This is a genomic window from Pseudomonas sp. BP8 (genome assembly GCF_017875955.1).
Taxonomy (GTDB): domain Bacteria; phylum Pseudomonadota; class Gammaproteobacteria; order Pseudomonadales; family Pseudomonadaceae; genus Aquipseudomonas.
Genome location: NZ_JAGINK010000001.1, coordinates 2,708,569 through 2,725,793, shown reverse-complemented (window position 1 = coordinate 2,725,793; position 17,225 = coordinate 2,708,569). Strand labels below are relative to the sequence as shown.

The window sequence follows — 17,225 nt, the reverse complement described above, 5'->3', positions numbered from 1 at the left end:
AGCAAGCCGCCGAGCGCTCGGGCGACCGCTTGCGGCCGTAGAAATAACCGAATATCGCACAACAGTTCGATAACCGCACCGATTCCGCCAATCCCCCTCTACTGCCGCCCAGTCTTGCGGCACGCTATGGCTCACATCAGCAAAACCACGCCAATCGCTGAGTGGCTCACCAATCTCTACTCCAGGAACAACCAGGAGCTCGCCTTGATCAATAAAACCTACGAATCCATCACCAGCGCGGTGGCTGGCATCACTGACGGTTCGACCATCATGGTCGGTGGCTTCGGTACTGCCGGCATGCCCTCCGAGCTCATCGACGGCCTAATCGCCACCGGTGCCCGTGACCTGACCATCATCAGCAACAACGCCGGTAACGGCGAAATCGGCCTGGCCGCCCTGCTCAAGGCAGGCTGCGTGCGCAAGGTGGTCTGCTCGTTCCCGCGCCAGTCCGACTCCTACGTGTTCGACGAACTGTACCGCGCCGGCAAGATCGAGTTGGAAGTGGTGCCGCAAGGCAACCTGGCCGAACGCATCCGCGCCGCCGGTTCCGGGATCGGGGCGTTCTTCTCGCCGACCGGCTACGGCACCCTGCTCGCCAAAGGCAAGGAAACCCGTGAGATCGATGGCCGCATGTACGTGCTGGAAATGCCGCTGCACGCCGACTTCGCGCTGATCAAGGCCTACAACGGCGACCGCTGGGGCAACCTGATCTACCGCAAGGCCGCGCGCAACTTCGGCCCGATCATGGCCATGGCCGCCAAGACCGCCATCGCCCAGGTCGACCAGATCGTCGAGCTCGGCGAGCTGGACCCGGAACACATCATCACCCCGGGTATCTTCGTCCAACGCGTGGTCGCCGTCTCCGGCGCTGCCGTTTCTTCGATCGTCAACGCTGCTTGAGGCCTGCCATGTCCATTACCAAAAAGCTCTCCCGCACCGAGATGGCCCAGCGCGTGGCTGCAGACATTCAGGAAGGCGCCTACGTCAACCTGGGCATTGGCGCACCGACCATGGTGGCCAACTTTCTGGGCGACAAGGAAGTGTTCCTGCACAGCGAGAACGGCCTGCTGGGCATGGGCCCAAGCCCTGCACCGGACGAGGAAGACGATGACCTGATCAACGCCAGTAAGGAGCACGTGACCATGCTCCCCGGTGGCGCTTTCTTCCATCACGCAGACTCGTTCTCGATGATGCGCGGCGGCCACCTGGACATCGCCGTACTGGGTGCCTTCCAAGTGTCGGTCAAGGGCGACTTGGCCAACTGGCATACCGGCGCCGAGGGCTCCATTCCGGCGGTGGGCGGCGCGATGGACCTGGCCACTGGCGCGCGCCAGGTGTTCGTGATGATGAATCACCTGACCAAATCCGGCGAAAGCAAACTGGTGCCCGAGTGCACCTACCCGCCGACCGGTTTCGGTTGCGTCAGCCGCATTTACACCGACCTGGCCGTGCTGGAAGTGACCTCCGACGGTCTGCGCGTGATCGAGATTTGCGCAGACATCGACTTCGAGCAATTGCAAGCACTGAGTGGCGTGCCGCTGATTCAATAAATGACGCAGTCAGCATCGCCGCCAAGGCGGACAGCTATCCAACTTGCAGATAAAAAGAAGCCCTGACATCAGGGCTTGAATGACACTGAAGGCGGAAGCTGAAGCATCCCAAAAGGCGCACAAGCGCCTTTTGGGATGCCACAATGACCGTGAGCCATTGAAGCCCGGATCTCACCGATTTGTTCAGCCGTCATCACCGAGGCTTGGCTCGACCAGCCTTAACGCAAGAAGGTCGCAAGTTCCGCCAACTGGGCATTGTCCGTACGCTAGGCAAGCCCGCGCATCGGCAGTGGCCGATTAACCACCTACGCCCCATCCAGACGCGGGATTACGCGTTCCATCCCCCCACCGGAGACGAAGTGGCAGGCGCCGCGGTCATCGGTGTACAGCCGCTGTATGCAAGCGCACTAGGCGTAAAGTGTTCAGGCACCCGACACTGCCTGATCGAGCTAGACGGAGGCCATAGAATGGCCCGCGCCTAGATCCCTTGACCTCAATTCGTCTTGGTAAAGACCACAGAGCTTCGCTCACTCGCCACAGAGCTACTGAGCCGCTGACGAACCACATACACAGTGATAATGAACAGGGTAACCGCTGCGGTCATCAGGGTTTCATACCGGTAAGCATCGCTAAACAGCATGTACCCCAGAACCATTACGATGGTGCCTATGACGGCCCAGGTAAGCCAAGGGAACATCCACATTTTGAACGACAATTGCGTACCATCACGTTCGGCGCGCGCGCGCATTCGGAGCTGGGAAATTGCGATTACGAGGTACACGAGCAGTGCTAGCGCACCGGTAGTGGACAGCAGGAAGGTAAACACTTTTCCCGGAAACAAGTAATTGAGCAGGCAGCCGACGAACCCTGCCAGCGTCGAGAGCACGACTGCTACTGCAGGCACGCCATTACGCGTCAGGTATTTGGTCATGGGTAACGCTTCACCGCGCGCCCCCAGCGAGTACAACATCCGCGAAGCAGTATACAGTCCAGAATTCATGCAACTCGTTACGGCCACCAGCACGACCATATCAACGATTACCTTGGCTGCAGGTATATTCAAGATTTCCAGCACCCGCTGGAACGATCCTACCTGGGTCAATTGCGGATCGTTCCAGGCGACCAGCGATACGACCAAGAAGATCGACGCCAAGTAGAAAATGGCAATGCGGTAAACCACAAGGTTGGTGGCGCGTCTGATTTTCTCTTGGGGATTTGAAGTCTCGCCAGCGGCGATAGTGACGACCTCTGCGCCAAAGAAAGAAAAGATCGTGATTAATACACCACCAAGCACGGCACCCCAGCCATTAGGCATGAAGCCACCCTCGGACCAAAGCTTGTGGACGCCACCTGTTTCAGCTAACGGCCATACCCCAAACACTGCCATTCCGCCTACAACAATAAATGCCGCAATGGCCAATACCTTTACCAGCGCAAACCAGAACTCAAACTCACCAAAATTCTTGACGCTCGCCAAGTTGGTGCCCGCCAGAACGAACATGATCAGAAATGCAAACAGCCACGCCGGCACATCGGGGAAGTAGACATGCAAGATATCGCCTCCCGCAATCGCTTCTACCGGGATAATCAACACCCAGAACCACCAGTAAAGCCAACCCGTGGTGAAGCCCGCCCATCGCCCAATGGCTTCGCCGGCGTAGGTCGAGAACGAACCGCTGTTGGGATTGGCTACTGCCATTTCACCCAGCATACGCATGACGAGTAGGACCAGGAGCCCTGTCATCGCATACGAGATCAGAATTGCCGGCCCTGCGGAGGCGATAGCAGTGGACGACCCGATAAAAAGGCCGGCACCAATGATGCCAGCAATCGAAATCATGGAAACCTGGCGAGAGGTCAAGCCATGATGGAGGGAACGTTCTTCATTAGGTTGTAGCGACATCATCTAAACCTTCGATCAACTCCGCCGCCGCGTATGCGGCGGCGTGTTGTATTCTCGTTATCTTTTACGACTCCGACAGGGTCGCACTCGACGTCAGCCAATCAGGCACGCAACAGCCCACTCAAACGGCTGCCGTGATGATGGCCTCAACCAACATGCCTGGTTTGGCAAGTCGAACCTGTCCACTCGAACGAGCTGGAGCATGCTCTTTATCGATCCAGGCATCCCAGATCCGATTCACTTCGTCGAAATCCCTGAAGTCGTCCAGCCAAAGAACTGCATTCAGGATTTTAGATTTGTCGCTGCCTGCCAAATCCAGGAGGCGATCAATTTTTGCAAGAATTTCCTGGGTCTGCGCTGCAGCAGACGCTCCCGGAGTACCCACTTGGCCTGTTAGGTAAACCACACCATTGTGTGTAACGGCATGGTGGATTCGAGTATCAAAGTCAAAGCGTTCAATATGGTTCAAAGCTGAATATTCCTAATTCAAGATTTATTACCCACGATCAGGTTCTGATCGCCCCGCCGCCGCCTCCTTCGGCATCATTCCCCTAAATAGGCTTTCTGCACCTGTTTGTCGTGCAGTAGGTCTTGGCACGCGCCCGTCAGCGCTATTCGTCCAGAATCGATGACATATGCACGGTCACATGTTTGTAGCGCGAGCCGAGCGTTTTGCTCTACCAAGAGCAACGTCACACCGCCCTTCACGACATCGCGAATGGTCTCGAAAATTTTCTGAACAATGATTGGCGCAAGCCCCATGGATGGCTCGTCCAATAGCAAGAGCTTCGGCTGCCCCATCAAAGCGCGCGAAATTGCCAACATCTGTTGCTCACCACCGGACATCGTGCCGGCGAGTTGATGGGCGCGTTCTTTCAAGCGCGGAAAGATTCCGTACATGCGTTCGATATCCGCCCCAATCGCATCCTTGCCATCTCGGCGTGTGAAAGCTCCCATTTCCAGGTTTTCATGCACGGTCAGCTTGGGAAAGATGCCCCGCCCTTCAGGCACCAAAGCCAGGCCCTCGCGGATCAGGTCATAGCTCTTGATCGCCGCATGAGCTTTTCCGGCGAAAGTGATCTGTCCAGCGCTCGGCTTGAGCATGCCCGCCAATGTCTTGAGCGTGGTGGTTTTGCCCGCGCCGTTGGCTCCGATCAACGCAACCATCTCGCCTTTGGCAACGTTCATGTCGATGCCTTTAATCGCCTGGATGGCCCCGTATGAAACCTTGAGATCATTCACTTCGAGGATCTTGCTCATGCCACCGCCTCCGCACCGAGATAGGCCTCGATGACCTTGGGATCTTTTTGCACATCGGCCGGCAGGCCATCAGCGATCTTCCGGCCAAACTCAAGCACGGTGACGTGATCGCACAAGCCCATCACCAACTTCACGTCATGCTCAATCAACAGCACTGTCTTGCCATCGGATTGCATCTTGCACATCAGTTGGCGCAACCCCTCAGTTTCAGAGGCGTTCATGCCCGCAGCAGGTTCGTCGAGGGCAATCAATTTCGGTTCGGTCGCAAGTGCGCGCGCGATTTCCAAACGGCGCTGATCGCCATATGACAAGCTTTTTGCCAACTCACCGGCCAAATGGCCGATACCCACATAATTCAGCCAATGTCGCGCAGCCTGGCGAATTTCTCGCTCTTCACGGACGCATGCCGGGGTACGGAGAATCGCGCCCAATACCCCGCTTCGGGTTCGCACATGGCGTCCGATCATCACGTTTTCCAAGGCAGTCATGTTGTGGAAGAGGCGAATGTTCTGGAAAGTGCGTGAGATACCGGCCTCAACCACCTTGTGAGGTTTGCGGATCAGCAATGGCTTACCGTCAAACACCACTCGTCCTTCTTCAGCCTGATACAGACCGGTCAGCACGTTGAACAGCGTCGTCTTGCCAGCGCCGTTAGGCCCAAGCAGACCGCGAATCTCTCCACGCCGAATACTCAAATCGATGCCGTGCAGTGCCTGAAGACCACCAAAGAATTTGCTGACCTGGTGCAACTCGAGAAGTACGTCGCTCATACCTTGCCCACCTCTTTAACAGGCTGCTCGAAGGAAGCTTCGGTGGCCGGAGCATGAACCACGGTACTTAGTGCTGCTTGCGGTGCCTCCAGCTCAGGATCTGCGTCATGCAATTCGGCAGCGCGCCTGTTCGAAGGCCACAAGCCCTCAGGACGGAAGCGCATCACGAGAATGAGCGCGAAGCCAAACACCAACATCCGCAACGTTGAGGCATCGAGCACATTGCGCAGGATGTCCCTGCTGATGAACGTCACGTTGTCCATGACCCAAGGCTGGATCCAGTTGACCAGGTCACGGAACAGCTCGGGCATAACCGCCAGTATCAGCGCACCTAGAACGACGCCCCTGATAGACCCCATGCCGCCGAGGACGACCATGGCGAGAACCATGATCGACTCCATAAGCGTGAAAGACTCAGGACTGACAAAACCCTGATAGCTGGAGAAGAGCACACCGGACACGCCACCGAAGGTTGCCCCCATAGCGAAAGCGAGCAGCTTCAGGTTGCGCTTGTTGAGCCCCATCGCTTCAGCAGCAACTTCATCCTCACGAAGCGCCATCCAGGCGCGGCCGATGCGGGAAACTTCCAACCGCTTGGACAGAACGATGGCCAAGACGACGATGAACAGGAAGAACAGGTAGTAGCTGATGACCGGGGTGACCGTCAGACCGAGGAAGCTCCAGCTCTGCTGTAATGTGATCACCGGGGCTACGGCGTCCCCGGCCGCATGGACCCATGGACCGCCATCAACATGCAGCGGAGCGATGTTGCTGATGCCTTGAGGGCCGTTGGTAAGATTGACCGGTTGATCAAGATTATTCATGAATATACGAATGATCTCGCCGAAGCCGAGGGTCACGATTGCGAGATAGTCGCCGCGCAACTTGAGCACCGGAGCGCCGATAAGGACGCCGCAGATTGCCGCCGCGACCGCAGCCAGCGGAATGATCACCCACAGCGGCCAATCCATGACACCTGCCGTAATGCCGGCCATGTGCAAATGCGGCGAAGCCAGCAACGCATAGATGTAGGCCCCAATGGCGTAAAACCCGATATAGCCCATGTCTAGCAAACCGGCATAGCCGATGACGATGTTCAAGCCCAAGGCGAGCAAGACATACAACATGGCGAAGCCCAGGATCCTTACCCAGGTAGGACCCAAAGCCGGAATCGCATCAACCAGGAACGGCAGAGCGACAAAGCCGATAATCAAAAGAAGGTACTGCGCTTTGAGGTTCTTCATGGTCGCAGCCCTCATGCTCGATCAGCTTGGCGCTCACCAAGCAAGCCATTCGGACGGAACAGCAAGACCAGGATGAGTACTGCGAAGGCGAAAATGTCCTGGTAGTTCGCGCCCAGGAAGCCCCCCGTCAGCTGTCCGGTGTAGCCAGCAGCGAGGGATTCGATCAGCCCCAGCAGCAAGCCGCCCGCCATCGCGCCGAACAGATTTCCAATGCCACCGAGTACCGCTGCGGAGAACGCCTTGAGGCCAAGCAGCAAGCCCATGTACGCATCGGCTTGTCCGTAGTTGATGGCACGCATGACGCCGGCAATCGCGCCCAGACTGGCGCCGATGAGGAAGGTGGCGGATATCACACGGTTGATGTTGATGCCCATCAACCCCGCTACCTCTTGATTTTGCGCCGTAGCGCGCATCGCTTTGCCCAGCTTGGTCTTATCAACCAACAGCCAGAGCGCCAACATGATGACCACGGCGATCAGCATGATTGCTACCTGGACGTTGGTCATGGTTGCGCCGAAAATTTCCACGGGCTGAGTTTCAACCACTTCGGGGAAGGTCTTGTAGCCGCGACCCCAGATCATCATCGCGAGGTTTTGCAGAGCGATGGAGATACCAATGGCCAAAATCAATGGCGTTAACCGTGGCGCCTTTCGTAAAGGGCGATAGGCATATTTCTCCATGCCCTGAGCCAGCAACATACAGACGACCGCTGCGGCCATGATTGCAATAAGCAAGGTCACGATACCAGGAGCAAAGCCTGCACCGGCCAGCATGGTGAGTACGGAGATAGTGACCATGGCACCGACCATGACCACTTCGCCGTGGGCAAAGTTGATCAAGCCGATGATCCCGTAGACCATGGTGTAACCGAGAGCGACCAAGGCGTAGATACTGCCCAGAACGAGTCCGTTGAGTATCTGTTGAAGCAAAATATCGAAGTTAACGTCCACGAGCTGAATCCTCGAAACTGCGTTTACGACGAACACCTGACTAGCGTCAGATGCTGTCGGGGCTGGCAGATGGATAAAGTCTTCTTGTTTTTTTGCAGACCGAAGCCCGCTAATTATTCGAGGTTGCCGCGAATCAATCCCGCTGAACGGCCAAGGTCTTCCATGCCCCACCTTCGAACTGGAATACCGTGGCAGCTGGACTTTTCAGGTTGCCGTGCTCGTCGAAAGCGATGGTTCCTGTCACGCCCTCATAGGTTTCACTCTTGAGTACTGGCAAGTAGGTCGCTGGATCTGCTGAGCCGGCCGTGACCATCGCATTGATGGCAGCCCAGGTCGCGTCATAGGCAGCAGGCGAAGACTGTACGACGCCTACTCCAAATTTATCTTTGAGCTTCTGCTCGAATGCCGCCCCCTTGGGCATCTCAAGCAGTGGCGTTCCGTAGTTCCACGCATACACACCTTCAGCAGCGCTTCCTGCCATTTGCTTGAAGGCGTCGTTAGGCAAATTGCCAATATTCATGAAGCGGGCTTTGAGGCCCAGGTTTTTCATCTGCTTGGCCATCGGCGCAGCTTGGTAATCGAGGGCCGCAAAGAACACCGCATCTGCTTTCTGGGCTTTGGCAGTCGTCAGAATGGCGTTGAAGTCGGTCGACTTGTCATTCGTATATTCACGAACCACCACGTTTCCGCCTGCCGCTTTAACGGCCTTGGTCACCTCGTCTGCCAAGCCTTGCCCATAGGCAGTGCGATCATCAAAGATCGCGATGCGTTTGGCTTCCAGCTTGTTGACCAGGTAATTGCCTGCGTAACGACCCAAGGTGGCATCGTCGTTGACTACGCGAAAGACCGAAGTGATGCCCTGCTGGGTAAGTGCGGGATTGGTCGCAGAAGGTGAGATCTGCGGGATGCCGGCTGCAGCGTAAATTTTGGATGCCGGAATGCTGGTACCGGAATTGTAGTGGCCGATCACTACGGACACCTTGGAATCCACCAGGCGCTGCGCGACAGCGGTACCGGTGCGGGGGTCAGCCACGTCATCTTCTGAAACCAGCTTGAACTCGGCAACTTTGCCACCGATCTTCAGGTGTTGCTGATTCGCTTCGTCGACGGCGATTTGGATACCGTGTTCGACATCTTGCCCCTGATGCGCTGATGGGCCGGTCAATGGCCCGGCGAAGCCGATCTTGACGACCAAGCTTTCGTCCGCATTTGCCATACCCATAGCCATCGTCAAGCTAACCGCCGCCGCGAGCAAAGTGAGCCCGCTTTTTTTGTTCTTTTGCATTTCTGGTGCTCCCAGGAAGGTCGGATGAGCATCGGGACAGACAGCAAGCGCTGAGGGGCTTGAAAGCAAGACGAGCACCTCGACATCGCTTACCACTCATTGGCGAAATCGCCACTGCACTTGTAAGATAACAGTCAGCAGGTAACTGTCAATAGAGCTATGCTTGGCTAAGGACAAATTGAAACCGAAGGAGCAGTCCATGGTTGGATGCCAGGCCCCACACCGCTCGCTATCGCGGCCTGAGGGATGAGCACAAATCCCCTTAAATTTGCGTCAGATCAGGTCAAATTTCGGGATTTGACTAGTTACAAAAAACTCATCAATTCCGGCACAAACGGGTGTTCAGCCCCCCAATAAGGAGCAATTTGTTATGCGAGCAGCGTTAGGTATCCGACGAGCGAACTTAGCCGAGACAGTCATCCAGAGCCTGTCGCTAAGGATCGACAACGGCACCTGGGGGCCTGGTGAAAAACTCCCGTCAGAGCAGGAGTTGTGCAAGGAATTCAACGTCAGTCGCCCGGTTATCCGAGAAGCAGTGGCCTCGTTGCGGCTAGGGGGACGATTGATCGCGCGTCAAGGTGTCGGCGTGTTCGTGGTTGAACAGGAGATCAAGCGCATCGGATTTGTGGTTGATCAGGTGGTTGACGATGTACGAGCCGCCGCCCAGATCTTGGAACTGCGCTTAGGCCTAGAAACTGAATCAGTTGCGCGGGCGGCGGAACGGCGAAGCCCCTCCAGGTTGGCTCAAATCACCGAAGCTTTTGATAGGTTCAATGCGTTGAGCGACGCTTCCCTCGCAGAAGAAGCGAAGGCCGATTTCGAGTTTCACATGTCAATCGCGCGAGCCACGAACAACCCTCACTTTGCCGAACTTTTGGAGGCTCTTGGCCCTGATATCATTCTCGATCTCAACCTCAAGCATGCACAGGTGGAAGGCAGCAGCCGGCAGTCCCATTTCAAGAAAATTTCACGAGAGCATGGGGCAATTCTGTCTGCAATCAGCCTGGGTGATGTGGCCGGCGCTCGGACAGCATTGCGCAAACACTTGGACGAGAGCTTGTCGCGGTACAGGCAGGTCCTCGAGAGCAGATCATAGAAAGGACCTGCCGCCGACCCTGCTCCTCAGGCTTCACTTGTGTGCCTGGTTTGAGCAGTCAGGCGACCGGAAAGCGTAAGATTTTGCCGCGAATGTAGCGACCTTTTTACGTGCATGGCGCCGTAACTACCGTTCTAGAGGCCTTGACGCGCGGCGACCAACAACCCCCAAAATCTCGGCAGATAGGTCAGTTATTTGATAACATACAAGCAAAATTTCGGATGACCTGTCGGTCGCCGCAAGTCAGTATTTGGAGCTTTAACCATGGAAACGACAGTCCGAGGGCGCAGAGCCAATCTCGCCGAAACTGTTATCCGAGAACTGTCTAACCGGATTGACTCCGGTATCTACGGCCCTGGTGAGAAATTACCGTCAGAACAGGCACTGTGCCAAGAATTCAATGTGAGTCGGCCTGTCATTCGTGAGGCCGTAGCATCCCTGCGTCTAGGTGGCCGTCTTATCGCACGGCAAGGCGTCGGCGTATTCGTCGTGGCGCCAGATGTGAAACGCATCGGCTTTGCCATCGGCAGTGTAGTCGACGATGTGCGTGCTGCAGCTCACGTTCTCGAACTGCGTCTCGGCGTAGAAACTGAATCTGTCGCACGGGCCGCGGAACGAAGAACCCCGGCAACACTGGCAGGGATCACCGAAGCGTTCGATCGCTTCAACGCGCTGGATGGATCAAGCCTTGAGGAAGAGGCCCAAGCGGATTTCGAATTCCACTTGGCCATTGCGCGCGCAACCAATAACCCACATTTCACTGAGTTACTTGAAGCTTTGGGGCCTGACATCATTCTGGATCTCAACCTCAAGCACAGTCAGGTCAGTGGTAAAAACCGGCTCGCTCATATCAAGAAAATTGGCCGTGAACACGGCGCAATCCTTTCCGCCATCACTATGGGCGATGTTGCAGCTGCACGCAGCGCATTGCGTAAACACCTGGAAGAGAGCCTCTCGCGCTACCAGCGGCTATTGACAGAGAGTAACTGAGCCGCACGACGATTGGGATCCGGACCGGAGAGCTTCATCCAGGAAGGGGTCTTGAACACCGCTCCAGCGCTTCGACACGTAGCCTCTAATCAATCTCCATTACCCTCACCGTGGGGTGCGACTAGCCAGTCTCATGTCGGCTTCGGTGATGACCTCGTCTTCTTCGATACTCAGGGCGCCCGCCCTGAGCTGCTGGAGATGACCGTTCGTGCCTCCAGCGCCCTCCCGCTCTGCGCGAACATACCTGATGGACAGAGGCGCAGGCCTGAATCTTCGGAGGATAGTGCACCCGCCGCAGATAAAATTAATCAAAATACAAATCATTTTTATTTGATATCATGCATGCATTTGTACTTGGGTACGCACATGTCCTCTCGAGCCGATGGCGCCGCCGGTGAAGCACTAGGGAACCTATATACATTGCATCGCAGTTGGCTGGTGGCTTGGCTGCAATGCCGACTCAACTCTAGAGAAGGGGCCGCCGACATCGCACAGGACACCTTTATGCGCATCTGGGCCAGTGCCAAGGCCCAAGCGCTTGAGGACATTCGTGAACCACGGGCTTACTTGAGAACCGTGGCTCAGCGGCTGATGGTCAATCACCTGGAGCGCCTGTCGGTGGAACGTGCCTACCTTGCCAGCCTGCAGCACCTGCCCGAAGAAACAGCGCTGTCGCCAGAAGCACGTGCCATCTTGCTGGAAACTCTGATAGAGCTGGACGCACTGCTCGCGGGCCTGCCACCGAAGATCCGTACAGCATTTCTGCTTTCACAACTCGATGGCCTTACCTACGAAGAGATCGCGACACGCATGCACTTGAGCGTGCGTACGGTCACCCGTTATATGGCCCAAGGCTTCAGGCAATGCCTGAGCATCATGCTGGACAGCTGATATGCCTGATGTGGATGGACGCATCCTTGACGAGGCCGCACATTGGCTCGCGCGCTCGGGCGCTTCGGATTTCAGCCAGGCCGAACAACTGGCGTTGACGCATTGGCGTAAGCAGAGCGCCCGGCACGAGCAGGTTTGGTCATGCGCACAGCAATTGAGAAGCAGGATGAGCAGCGTCCCTGGCGGTATCGGCATGCAGGTGCTGACCCGGCCTCGCACGCCCCACAACCGCCGTACTGTGCTTCGCGCACTGGCCTTCGCCATAGCCACACCGGCGCTCGGAGTGTTCACGTATCGCTATGTGCCTTGGCAGGGCTGGACGGCGGACTTCAGCACAGCCAAGGGTGAGCAACGCCTGGCCAGGCTGACTGACGGTAGCCAGGTCCTGCTCAATACCGACACCGCCTTCGATGCCCGGTTCGATGGGCATAACCGGCTGGTTCGCCAGTACAAGGGCGAAATACTGGTCAAAACGGCGCATGATATGCCAGAAAGCGCCCCACCTTTCCTCGTGCAGACAAATAATGGCCAGTTGCGAGCACTGGGCACAGAATTCATTGTTCGCCAGCACCCACACTTCACCGAGCTCTCGGTTCTCAAGGGTGCTGTCGAGATCGTGCCCGCACTAACGAGCCAGCGCCTTGTCGTGCATGAGGCACAGCGAACCAAATTCGATGCCCGGCAGATTGGCGACTGTGTGCCGTTACCCGTCATGAGCGACGCGTGGACGCGCGGAACGCTGTATGCCGACAACATGCGTTTGCAAGCGTTCCTTGACGAAATAGCACGCTATCGCAAGGGTATTTTGCGGTGTGACGATGCCGTCGCAGACCTGCGCGTATTCGGGGTGTATCAACTCCAGGATACCGATCGCCTCCTTGACTTGCTTACGCACATCCTGCCTGTGCGCGTGAGACGGCGTACGGATTACTGGGTCAATGTCACCCGCGCCTGACGCCCCCTTGTGCACGCTATTGCCTGCACGGCGGCGGCAAATCGGGCGCGGTAGTCCCACATGTCTGTCCGGTTTTTTGGGCTCGCCTGTCAATGAATAAACAATTCGATTCATTGAGCCCCCTAAGGACTGATCAACATGCTTGGACAACCTGAACAACACTCGCGTCCGGCCGCGCCGGGCACGCCCCTCAAACCTGTTGCCAAAGCCATCCGATTGACGCTGGCGAGCATCGCCGGGGGGCTGGCCGTGAGCCTGATCACACCGCAGGTTCAGGCCGGAGAAGCTGCTTCCAGTCTGTCCCGAAGGACCTATGACATTGCGGCCGGCCCGCTTGGTTCGGCAGTGGCGGCCTACGCTGCGCAGGCGGGGGTCAACCTCAGTGCAAACCTGAGCAGCCTTGAGGGTATGCGCACCCAGGGCCTGACTGGGCCATACGCGGTCGAGGAAGGTTTTGCACGCCTGCTCGCCAATAGTGGATGGCGTGCACGCTCGCTCGGCCAGGGCAACTACCTCTTGGAAGCGGCAGCGGACATGCCCCTTGTGACGCCCCCTGCCGCAACCAAGCAAAACAAACCTGCCGAACTCGAGGCCACTACCGTCAGCTCGACGCGCCTGGCGCAATCAAGTAACGACTCGCCTCAGAACATCAAGGTAATAAGCCATGAAGAGATAGAGGCACAACAAGCCTTCACCTCCAGCACCACGCAAATACTCAGCAACCTGATCCCGTCGATGCCCCCATCGATGCAAAAAATGAGTAACTACGGGCAAACCATGCGGGGCCTGCAACCGCTGGTACTGATAGACGGCATTCCCCAGTCCAGCCCGATGTACACCAGCATCGGGCGTGACATGGGCACCATCGACCCCGCCATGATCGACAGGATCGAGGTGATACAAGGCGCCAGTGCGAGCAATGGCATTGGCGGCATGGGCGGCGTTATCAACATCATCACCCAGCAGCCACGAGGCGGAACGCCGCACCAACATATCTCTGCCGAGCTTTCATCGCCGACGTCACGGCTCGCCGGCGAGGCGCTGTCATACAAGACCACCTATGGCATCAATGGCAGTGAGGGTGCCATCGACTACCTGTTCAACGCCAGCTACCAGAGCCAGGGGACATTTTTCGATGGCGCGGACAGACGAATCGGCACCTACGATGCGCAAGGTGACTTGATGGACTCCAAGTCCTACGACGTGATGGGCAAGCTGGGTTATTGGATCGGCGATGACCAGAATATCGCGCTTAGCGTGAATCGGTACGAGATAAAGAACAACAACCGCTACTCCCTCGTATCCGGCAACAGGAGCGAGGGCGTCCCGAGTACGTCCAGCAAAGACACACCGCTGGGAAGCGCTCCCTACAACGATGCCTGGACACTAGGCACAAGCTACGACCATTATGACTTCCACGGCATGAAGATAAATGCTGTGCTGTATTATCAGACCGTCGACTCGATGTTCAGGGGCAATACCAAATTCCTGAACAACAATACCTACGACCAGAGCCATGCTGAGTTCGATAAGGTGGGCGCCAAGTTTAGCGTGACCTCGCTCGGCTTTCTCGACGACAGCATGAAGGCCACGGTGGGCCTGGACATGATGCACGAACGGTCCAGTCAGTCGCTGCTCTACAGCAAGCTTTCCTGGGTGCCCGACATCGTTTACACCGATGTTTCACCCTTTGCACAATTGGAATACTCACCCACACCAACGGTGAAAATCCTCGGGGGCGTCCGCCATGAGCGCGCCAGTATCGACGTTGACAGTTTTACCACCTTGCCGCGCTATGGCAGCCGGTATGTCGAAGGCGCAGATCTCAGTTTTGGCAAAACGCTTTACAACTTCGGGGCCTCCTGGTCACCTCTCGAATCGCTCAACCTGTTTGCCAATTACTCGCAGGGTTTCAAGGTTCCAGACATGGGCAAGGCCATTCGCGGTATCTCGGTAAACGGCGCCAAGCTGTCCGAGATGTCCTACTTCGAGCCAGACATTGCCGACAATTATGAAATCGGCTTGCGCATCAACAACGACAAACTGGCACTGCAAGCCAGCTACTTCCATACTACGGTCAAGCCCGGTACCGTGCTCTCTTATACCAATGACCAATGGGTTGCAAATCGCTATAGAAGTGAAATCGATGGGGTAGAACTGGCGGCGACCTACGCACTCAATGACATACATCAGGCGGGGCTCAGTTATTCTCACACGCGAGGCCGCTATGACCTCGATGGCGACAATAAGGTCGATACCAAACTGGATGGTTCCAATATCGCACCGGACCGGCTGGGGCTGAGCTGGAGTGCGAGCTGGAATGAGCGCCTCAGCAGCCTGGTACAGGCTAACTGGTACATGAAGCGCAGCTTCGACGGCAATAATGTAGTCAACACCTATGCGCCCCAGGACTATCGTTTCTCTGGTTATACGCTGGTCGATCTGGCCGTGGGCTACACGCTTCCTTACGGTAAATTGACGCTCGGCATCTCGAACCTGTTCAATAAACAATACATTACGTACTACTCGCAGAGTGCGATTATCGGCGATGACTACTATTTCTCCGGCCAAGGCCGCACAGCAACAGCGGGATATACATACAACTTCTAAACACTGACCTCGCCCTTTACCACAATAGCGCCTGCGTGAAAAACAAGGATCACAAACTTAAAAGTGATAGAATTAAATTAACCAAACATACCCTCCAAGGCTGCTACCCAAGTCAGCACAGGCGCCGAGCCTGTGCTGACATACTCAGCCACAGCAGTGGGCGAACCTACGACCAATGGGTTAAAAGATGCTTGCTCATGACAAACCGATGCGCGCCACAGAATAGCGACGCGATCGGTTTGAATACGGTGGTGCCAGGCGGCCGGGATCAAAGCCCCAAGCAGACGTACTTGATCTCGAGATAGTCCTCGATGCCGTATCGAGAACCTTCACGACCCAGCCCCGACGACTTCACCCCACCAAACGGCGCGACCTCGGTTGCGACAACACCGACGTTTACACCCACCATGCCATACTCAAGCGCTTCTGAGACCCTCCAGATGCGGCCAACGTCTCGGGCGTACAGGTAGCACGCCAGACCGAACTCGGTGTTGTTGGCTTCGGCAATTACTTCCTCTTCGCTGGTGAAGCGGAAGAGAGGCGCAACCGGGCCAAAGATCTCTTCACGCGCAACACGCATGTCCGGTTTCACGTCAGCGAGCAATGTCGGTTCAAAAAACGCCTCGCCCAGTGCATGGCGACGACCACCCGTCACAACGCGGGCCCCGGCCTCAACAGCCTCACCCACCATGCGCTCTACACCAGCCGCAGCTCGACCATCGATCATAGGCCCGACCTGGGTTGCTGGTTGGTCCCCCTGCCCCACGACCAATGCCCGCACACGCTCAGCAAAGCGCTCGACAAAACGGTCGTAGATTCCATCCTGGATGTAGAACCGGTTGGCGCATACACAGGTTTGACCACTGTTACGGAATTTGGCGATCAGCGCACCCTCGACTGCCTTCTCCAGATCGGCATCGTCGAAGACAATAAAGGGGGCGTTACCACCCAGCTCCATGGTGACTTTCTTCACCGTTGCGGCGGACTGCTCCAGCAACTTGATGCCAATTGGCGTTGAGCCGGTGAAAGACAGCTTGCGCACGATAGGGCTTGCGGTGAGCTCGCCACCGATTGCCGCAGGATCACCCGTGACAACGCTCAGTACACCTGCTGGAATACCTGCACGCTCGGCAAGCACACAGAGCGCCAAGGCACTGTAAGGCGTTTGCGATGCGGGCTTGAGCACCAATGTACAGCCCGCCGCCAATGCTGGGGCGGCTTTGCGCGTGATCATCGCAGCTGGGAAGTTCCACGGCGTAATCGCCGCACAGACCCCAATCGGCTCCTTGGTCACAATCAGCCGGCGATCAGCATTCGGAGAGGGAATCACATCACCGTAGATGCGCTTGCCCTCTTCCGCGTAGTACTCCACATAAGCTGCGGCGAAAGCGATTTCTCCACGGGACTCGGCGAGCGGTTTGCCCTGTTCCGCAGTCATGATCTGGGCCAGATCTTCCTGGTGAGCCAAAATCTCTCGGAACCAGGCCTGCAAGCGAACGGCACGTTCTTTGGCCGTCAGGGCTCGCCAGCTCGAGAGTGCCTGCTGCGCCGCCTCAATGGCCCGTCGCGTTTCCGCCGCGCCCATGTTCGGTACCGTACCGAGTAACTCGCCGGTAGCTGGATTGGTGACGTTAATGCGCTGACCACTGTCTGCGGCCAACCATTTCCCGTCGATATAGCAAACTTCACGCAGCAGATCGTGATCGGCAAGTTTCATGTCG

At 56.7% G+C, this 17,225-nt stretch carries 15 protein-coding genes; 7 read left to right on the top strand and 8 right to left on the bottom strand.

Going from position 1 to position 17,225, the window contains the following annotated elements:
- Positions 1-204 precede the first annotated feature (204 nt).
- Positions 205-900, top strand: coding sequence for a 3-oxoacid CoA-transferase subunit A (locus tag J3B00_RS11905; protein ID WP_209867694.1), 696 nt, complete (start codon positions 205-207; stop codon positions 898-900).
- An 8-nt stretch (positions 901-908) separates the two neighbouring features.
- Positions 909-1,550, top strand: a complete 642-nt coding sequence (locus J3B00_RS11900; RefSeq protein ID WP_209867693.1) for a 3-oxoacid CoA-transferase subunit B — start codon at positions 909-911, stop codon at positions 1,548-1,550.
- 493 nt (positions 1,551-2,043) lie between these two features.
- On the opposite strand, the gene J3B00_RS11895 is transcribed toward J3B00_RS11900, so the two are convergent.
- The 7 genes from J3B00_RS11895 to J3B00_RS11865 all read right to left on the bottom strand — a co-directional run bounded on the left by J3B00_RS11895 (position 2,044) and on the right by J3B00_RS11865 (position 8,962).
- Complete coding sequence (locus tag J3B00_RS11895) at positions 2,044-3,456, bottom strand: amino acid permease (RefSeq protein WP_209867692.1); 1,413 nt, start codon at positions 3,454-3,456, stop codon at positions 2,044-2,046.
- A 118-nt stretch (positions 3,457-3,574) separates the two neighbouring features.
- Entirely contained in the window at positions 3,575-3,922 is a 348-nt protein-coding gene (locus J3B00_RS11890; protein WP_209867691.1) for a RidA family protein, read from the bottom strand.
- A 74-nt stretch (positions 3,923-3,996) separates the two neighbouring features.
- Positions 3,997-4,713: an ABC transporter ATP-binding protein gene (locus J3B00_RS11885; protein ID WP_209867690.1), complete on the bottom strand. Its 717-nt coding sequence runs from the start codon at positions 4,711-4,713 to the stop codon at positions 3,997-3,999.
- Positions 4,710-5,483 (bottom strand): ABC transporter ATP-binding protein, encoded by a 774-nt coding sequence (locus J3B00_RS11880; protein ID WP_209867689.1) that lies wholly within the window; start codon positions 5,481-5,483, stop codon positions 4,710-4,712. Before J3B00_RS11880 ends, J3B00_RS11885 begins: the two co-directional genes overlap by 4 nt.
- Positions 5,480-6,727 carry an ABC transporter ATP-binding protein gene (locus tag J3B00_RS11875; RefSeq protein WP_209867688.1) on the bottom strand — a complete coding sequence of 416 codons (1,248 nt, stop codon included), beginning with the start codon at positions 6,725-6,727 and terminating at the stop codon, positions 5,480-5,482. The genes J3B00_RS11880 and J3B00_RS11875 overlap by 4 nt, the downstream gene beginning before the upstream one ends.
- A gap of 11 nt (positions 6,728-6,738) precedes the next feature.
- Complete coding sequence (locus J3B00_RS11870) at positions 6,739-7,677, bottom strand: branched-chain amino acid ABC transporter permease (RefSeq protein ID WP_209867687.1); 939 nt, start codon at positions 7,675-7,677, stop codon at positions 6,739-6,741.
- Positions 7,678-7,810: 133 nt separating this feature from the next.
- The gene (locus tag J3B00_RS11865; RefSeq protein WP_245362533.1) at positions 7,811-8,962 is read right to left on the bottom strand and encodes a branched-chain amino acid ABC transporter substrate-binding protein; all 1,152 of its coding nucleotides are present in this window, start codon (positions 8,960-8,962) and stop codon (positions 7,811-7,813) included.
- Between the two features lie 370 nt (positions 8,963-9,332).
- Here J3B00_RS11865 and J3B00_RS11860 point away from each other — a divergent pair, with 370 nt between their 5' ends.
- The 5 genes from J3B00_RS11860 to J3B00_RS11840 all read left to right on the top strand — a co-directional run bounded on the left by J3B00_RS11860 (position 9,333) and on the right by J3B00_RS11840 (position 15,504).
- Positions 9,333-10,058: a FadR/GntR family transcriptional regulator gene (locus J3B00_RS11860; RefSeq protein ID WP_209867686.1), complete on the top strand. Its 726-nt coding sequence runs from the start codon at positions 9,333-9,335 to the stop codon at positions 10,056-10,058.
- A gap of 264 nt (positions 10,059-10,322) precedes the next feature.
- Entirely contained in the window at positions 10,323-11,048 is a 726-nt protein-coding gene (locus J3B00_RS11855; protein ID WP_209867685.1) for a FadR/GntR family transcriptional regulator, read from the top strand.
- Positions 11,049-11,414: 366 nt separating this feature from the next.
- A complete protein-coding gene (locus J3B00_RS11850; protein ID WP_209867684.1) occupies positions 11,415-11,939 on the top strand; it encodes a sigma-70 family RNA polymerase sigma factor in 525 nt (174 codons plus the stop codon).
- Between the two features lies 1 nt (position 11,940).
- The gene (locus tag J3B00_RS11845) at positions 11,941-12,894 is read left to right on the top strand and encodes a FecR domain-containing protein (RefSeq protein WP_209867683.1); all 954 of its coding nucleotides are present in this window, start codon (positions 11,941-11,943) and stop codon (positions 12,892-12,894) included.
- 138 nt (positions 12,895-13,032) lie between these two features.
- The gene (locus tag J3B00_RS11840) at positions 13,033-15,504 is read left to right on the top strand and encodes a TonB-dependent receptor (protein ID WP_209867682.1); all 2,472 of its coding nucleotides are present in this window, start codon (positions 13,033-13,035) and stop codon (positions 15,502-15,504) included.
- Between the two features lie 268 nt (positions 15,505-15,772).
- On the opposite strand, the gene J3B00_RS11835 is transcribed toward J3B00_RS11840, so the two are convergent.
- Positions 15,773-17,221 (bottom strand): NAD-dependent succinate-semialdehyde dehydrogenase, encoded by a 1,449-nt coding sequence (locus J3B00_RS11835; RefSeq protein WP_209867681.1) that lies wholly within the window; start codon positions 17,219-17,221, stop codon positions 15,773-15,775.
- Positions 17,222-17,225 lie beyond the last annotated feature (4 nt).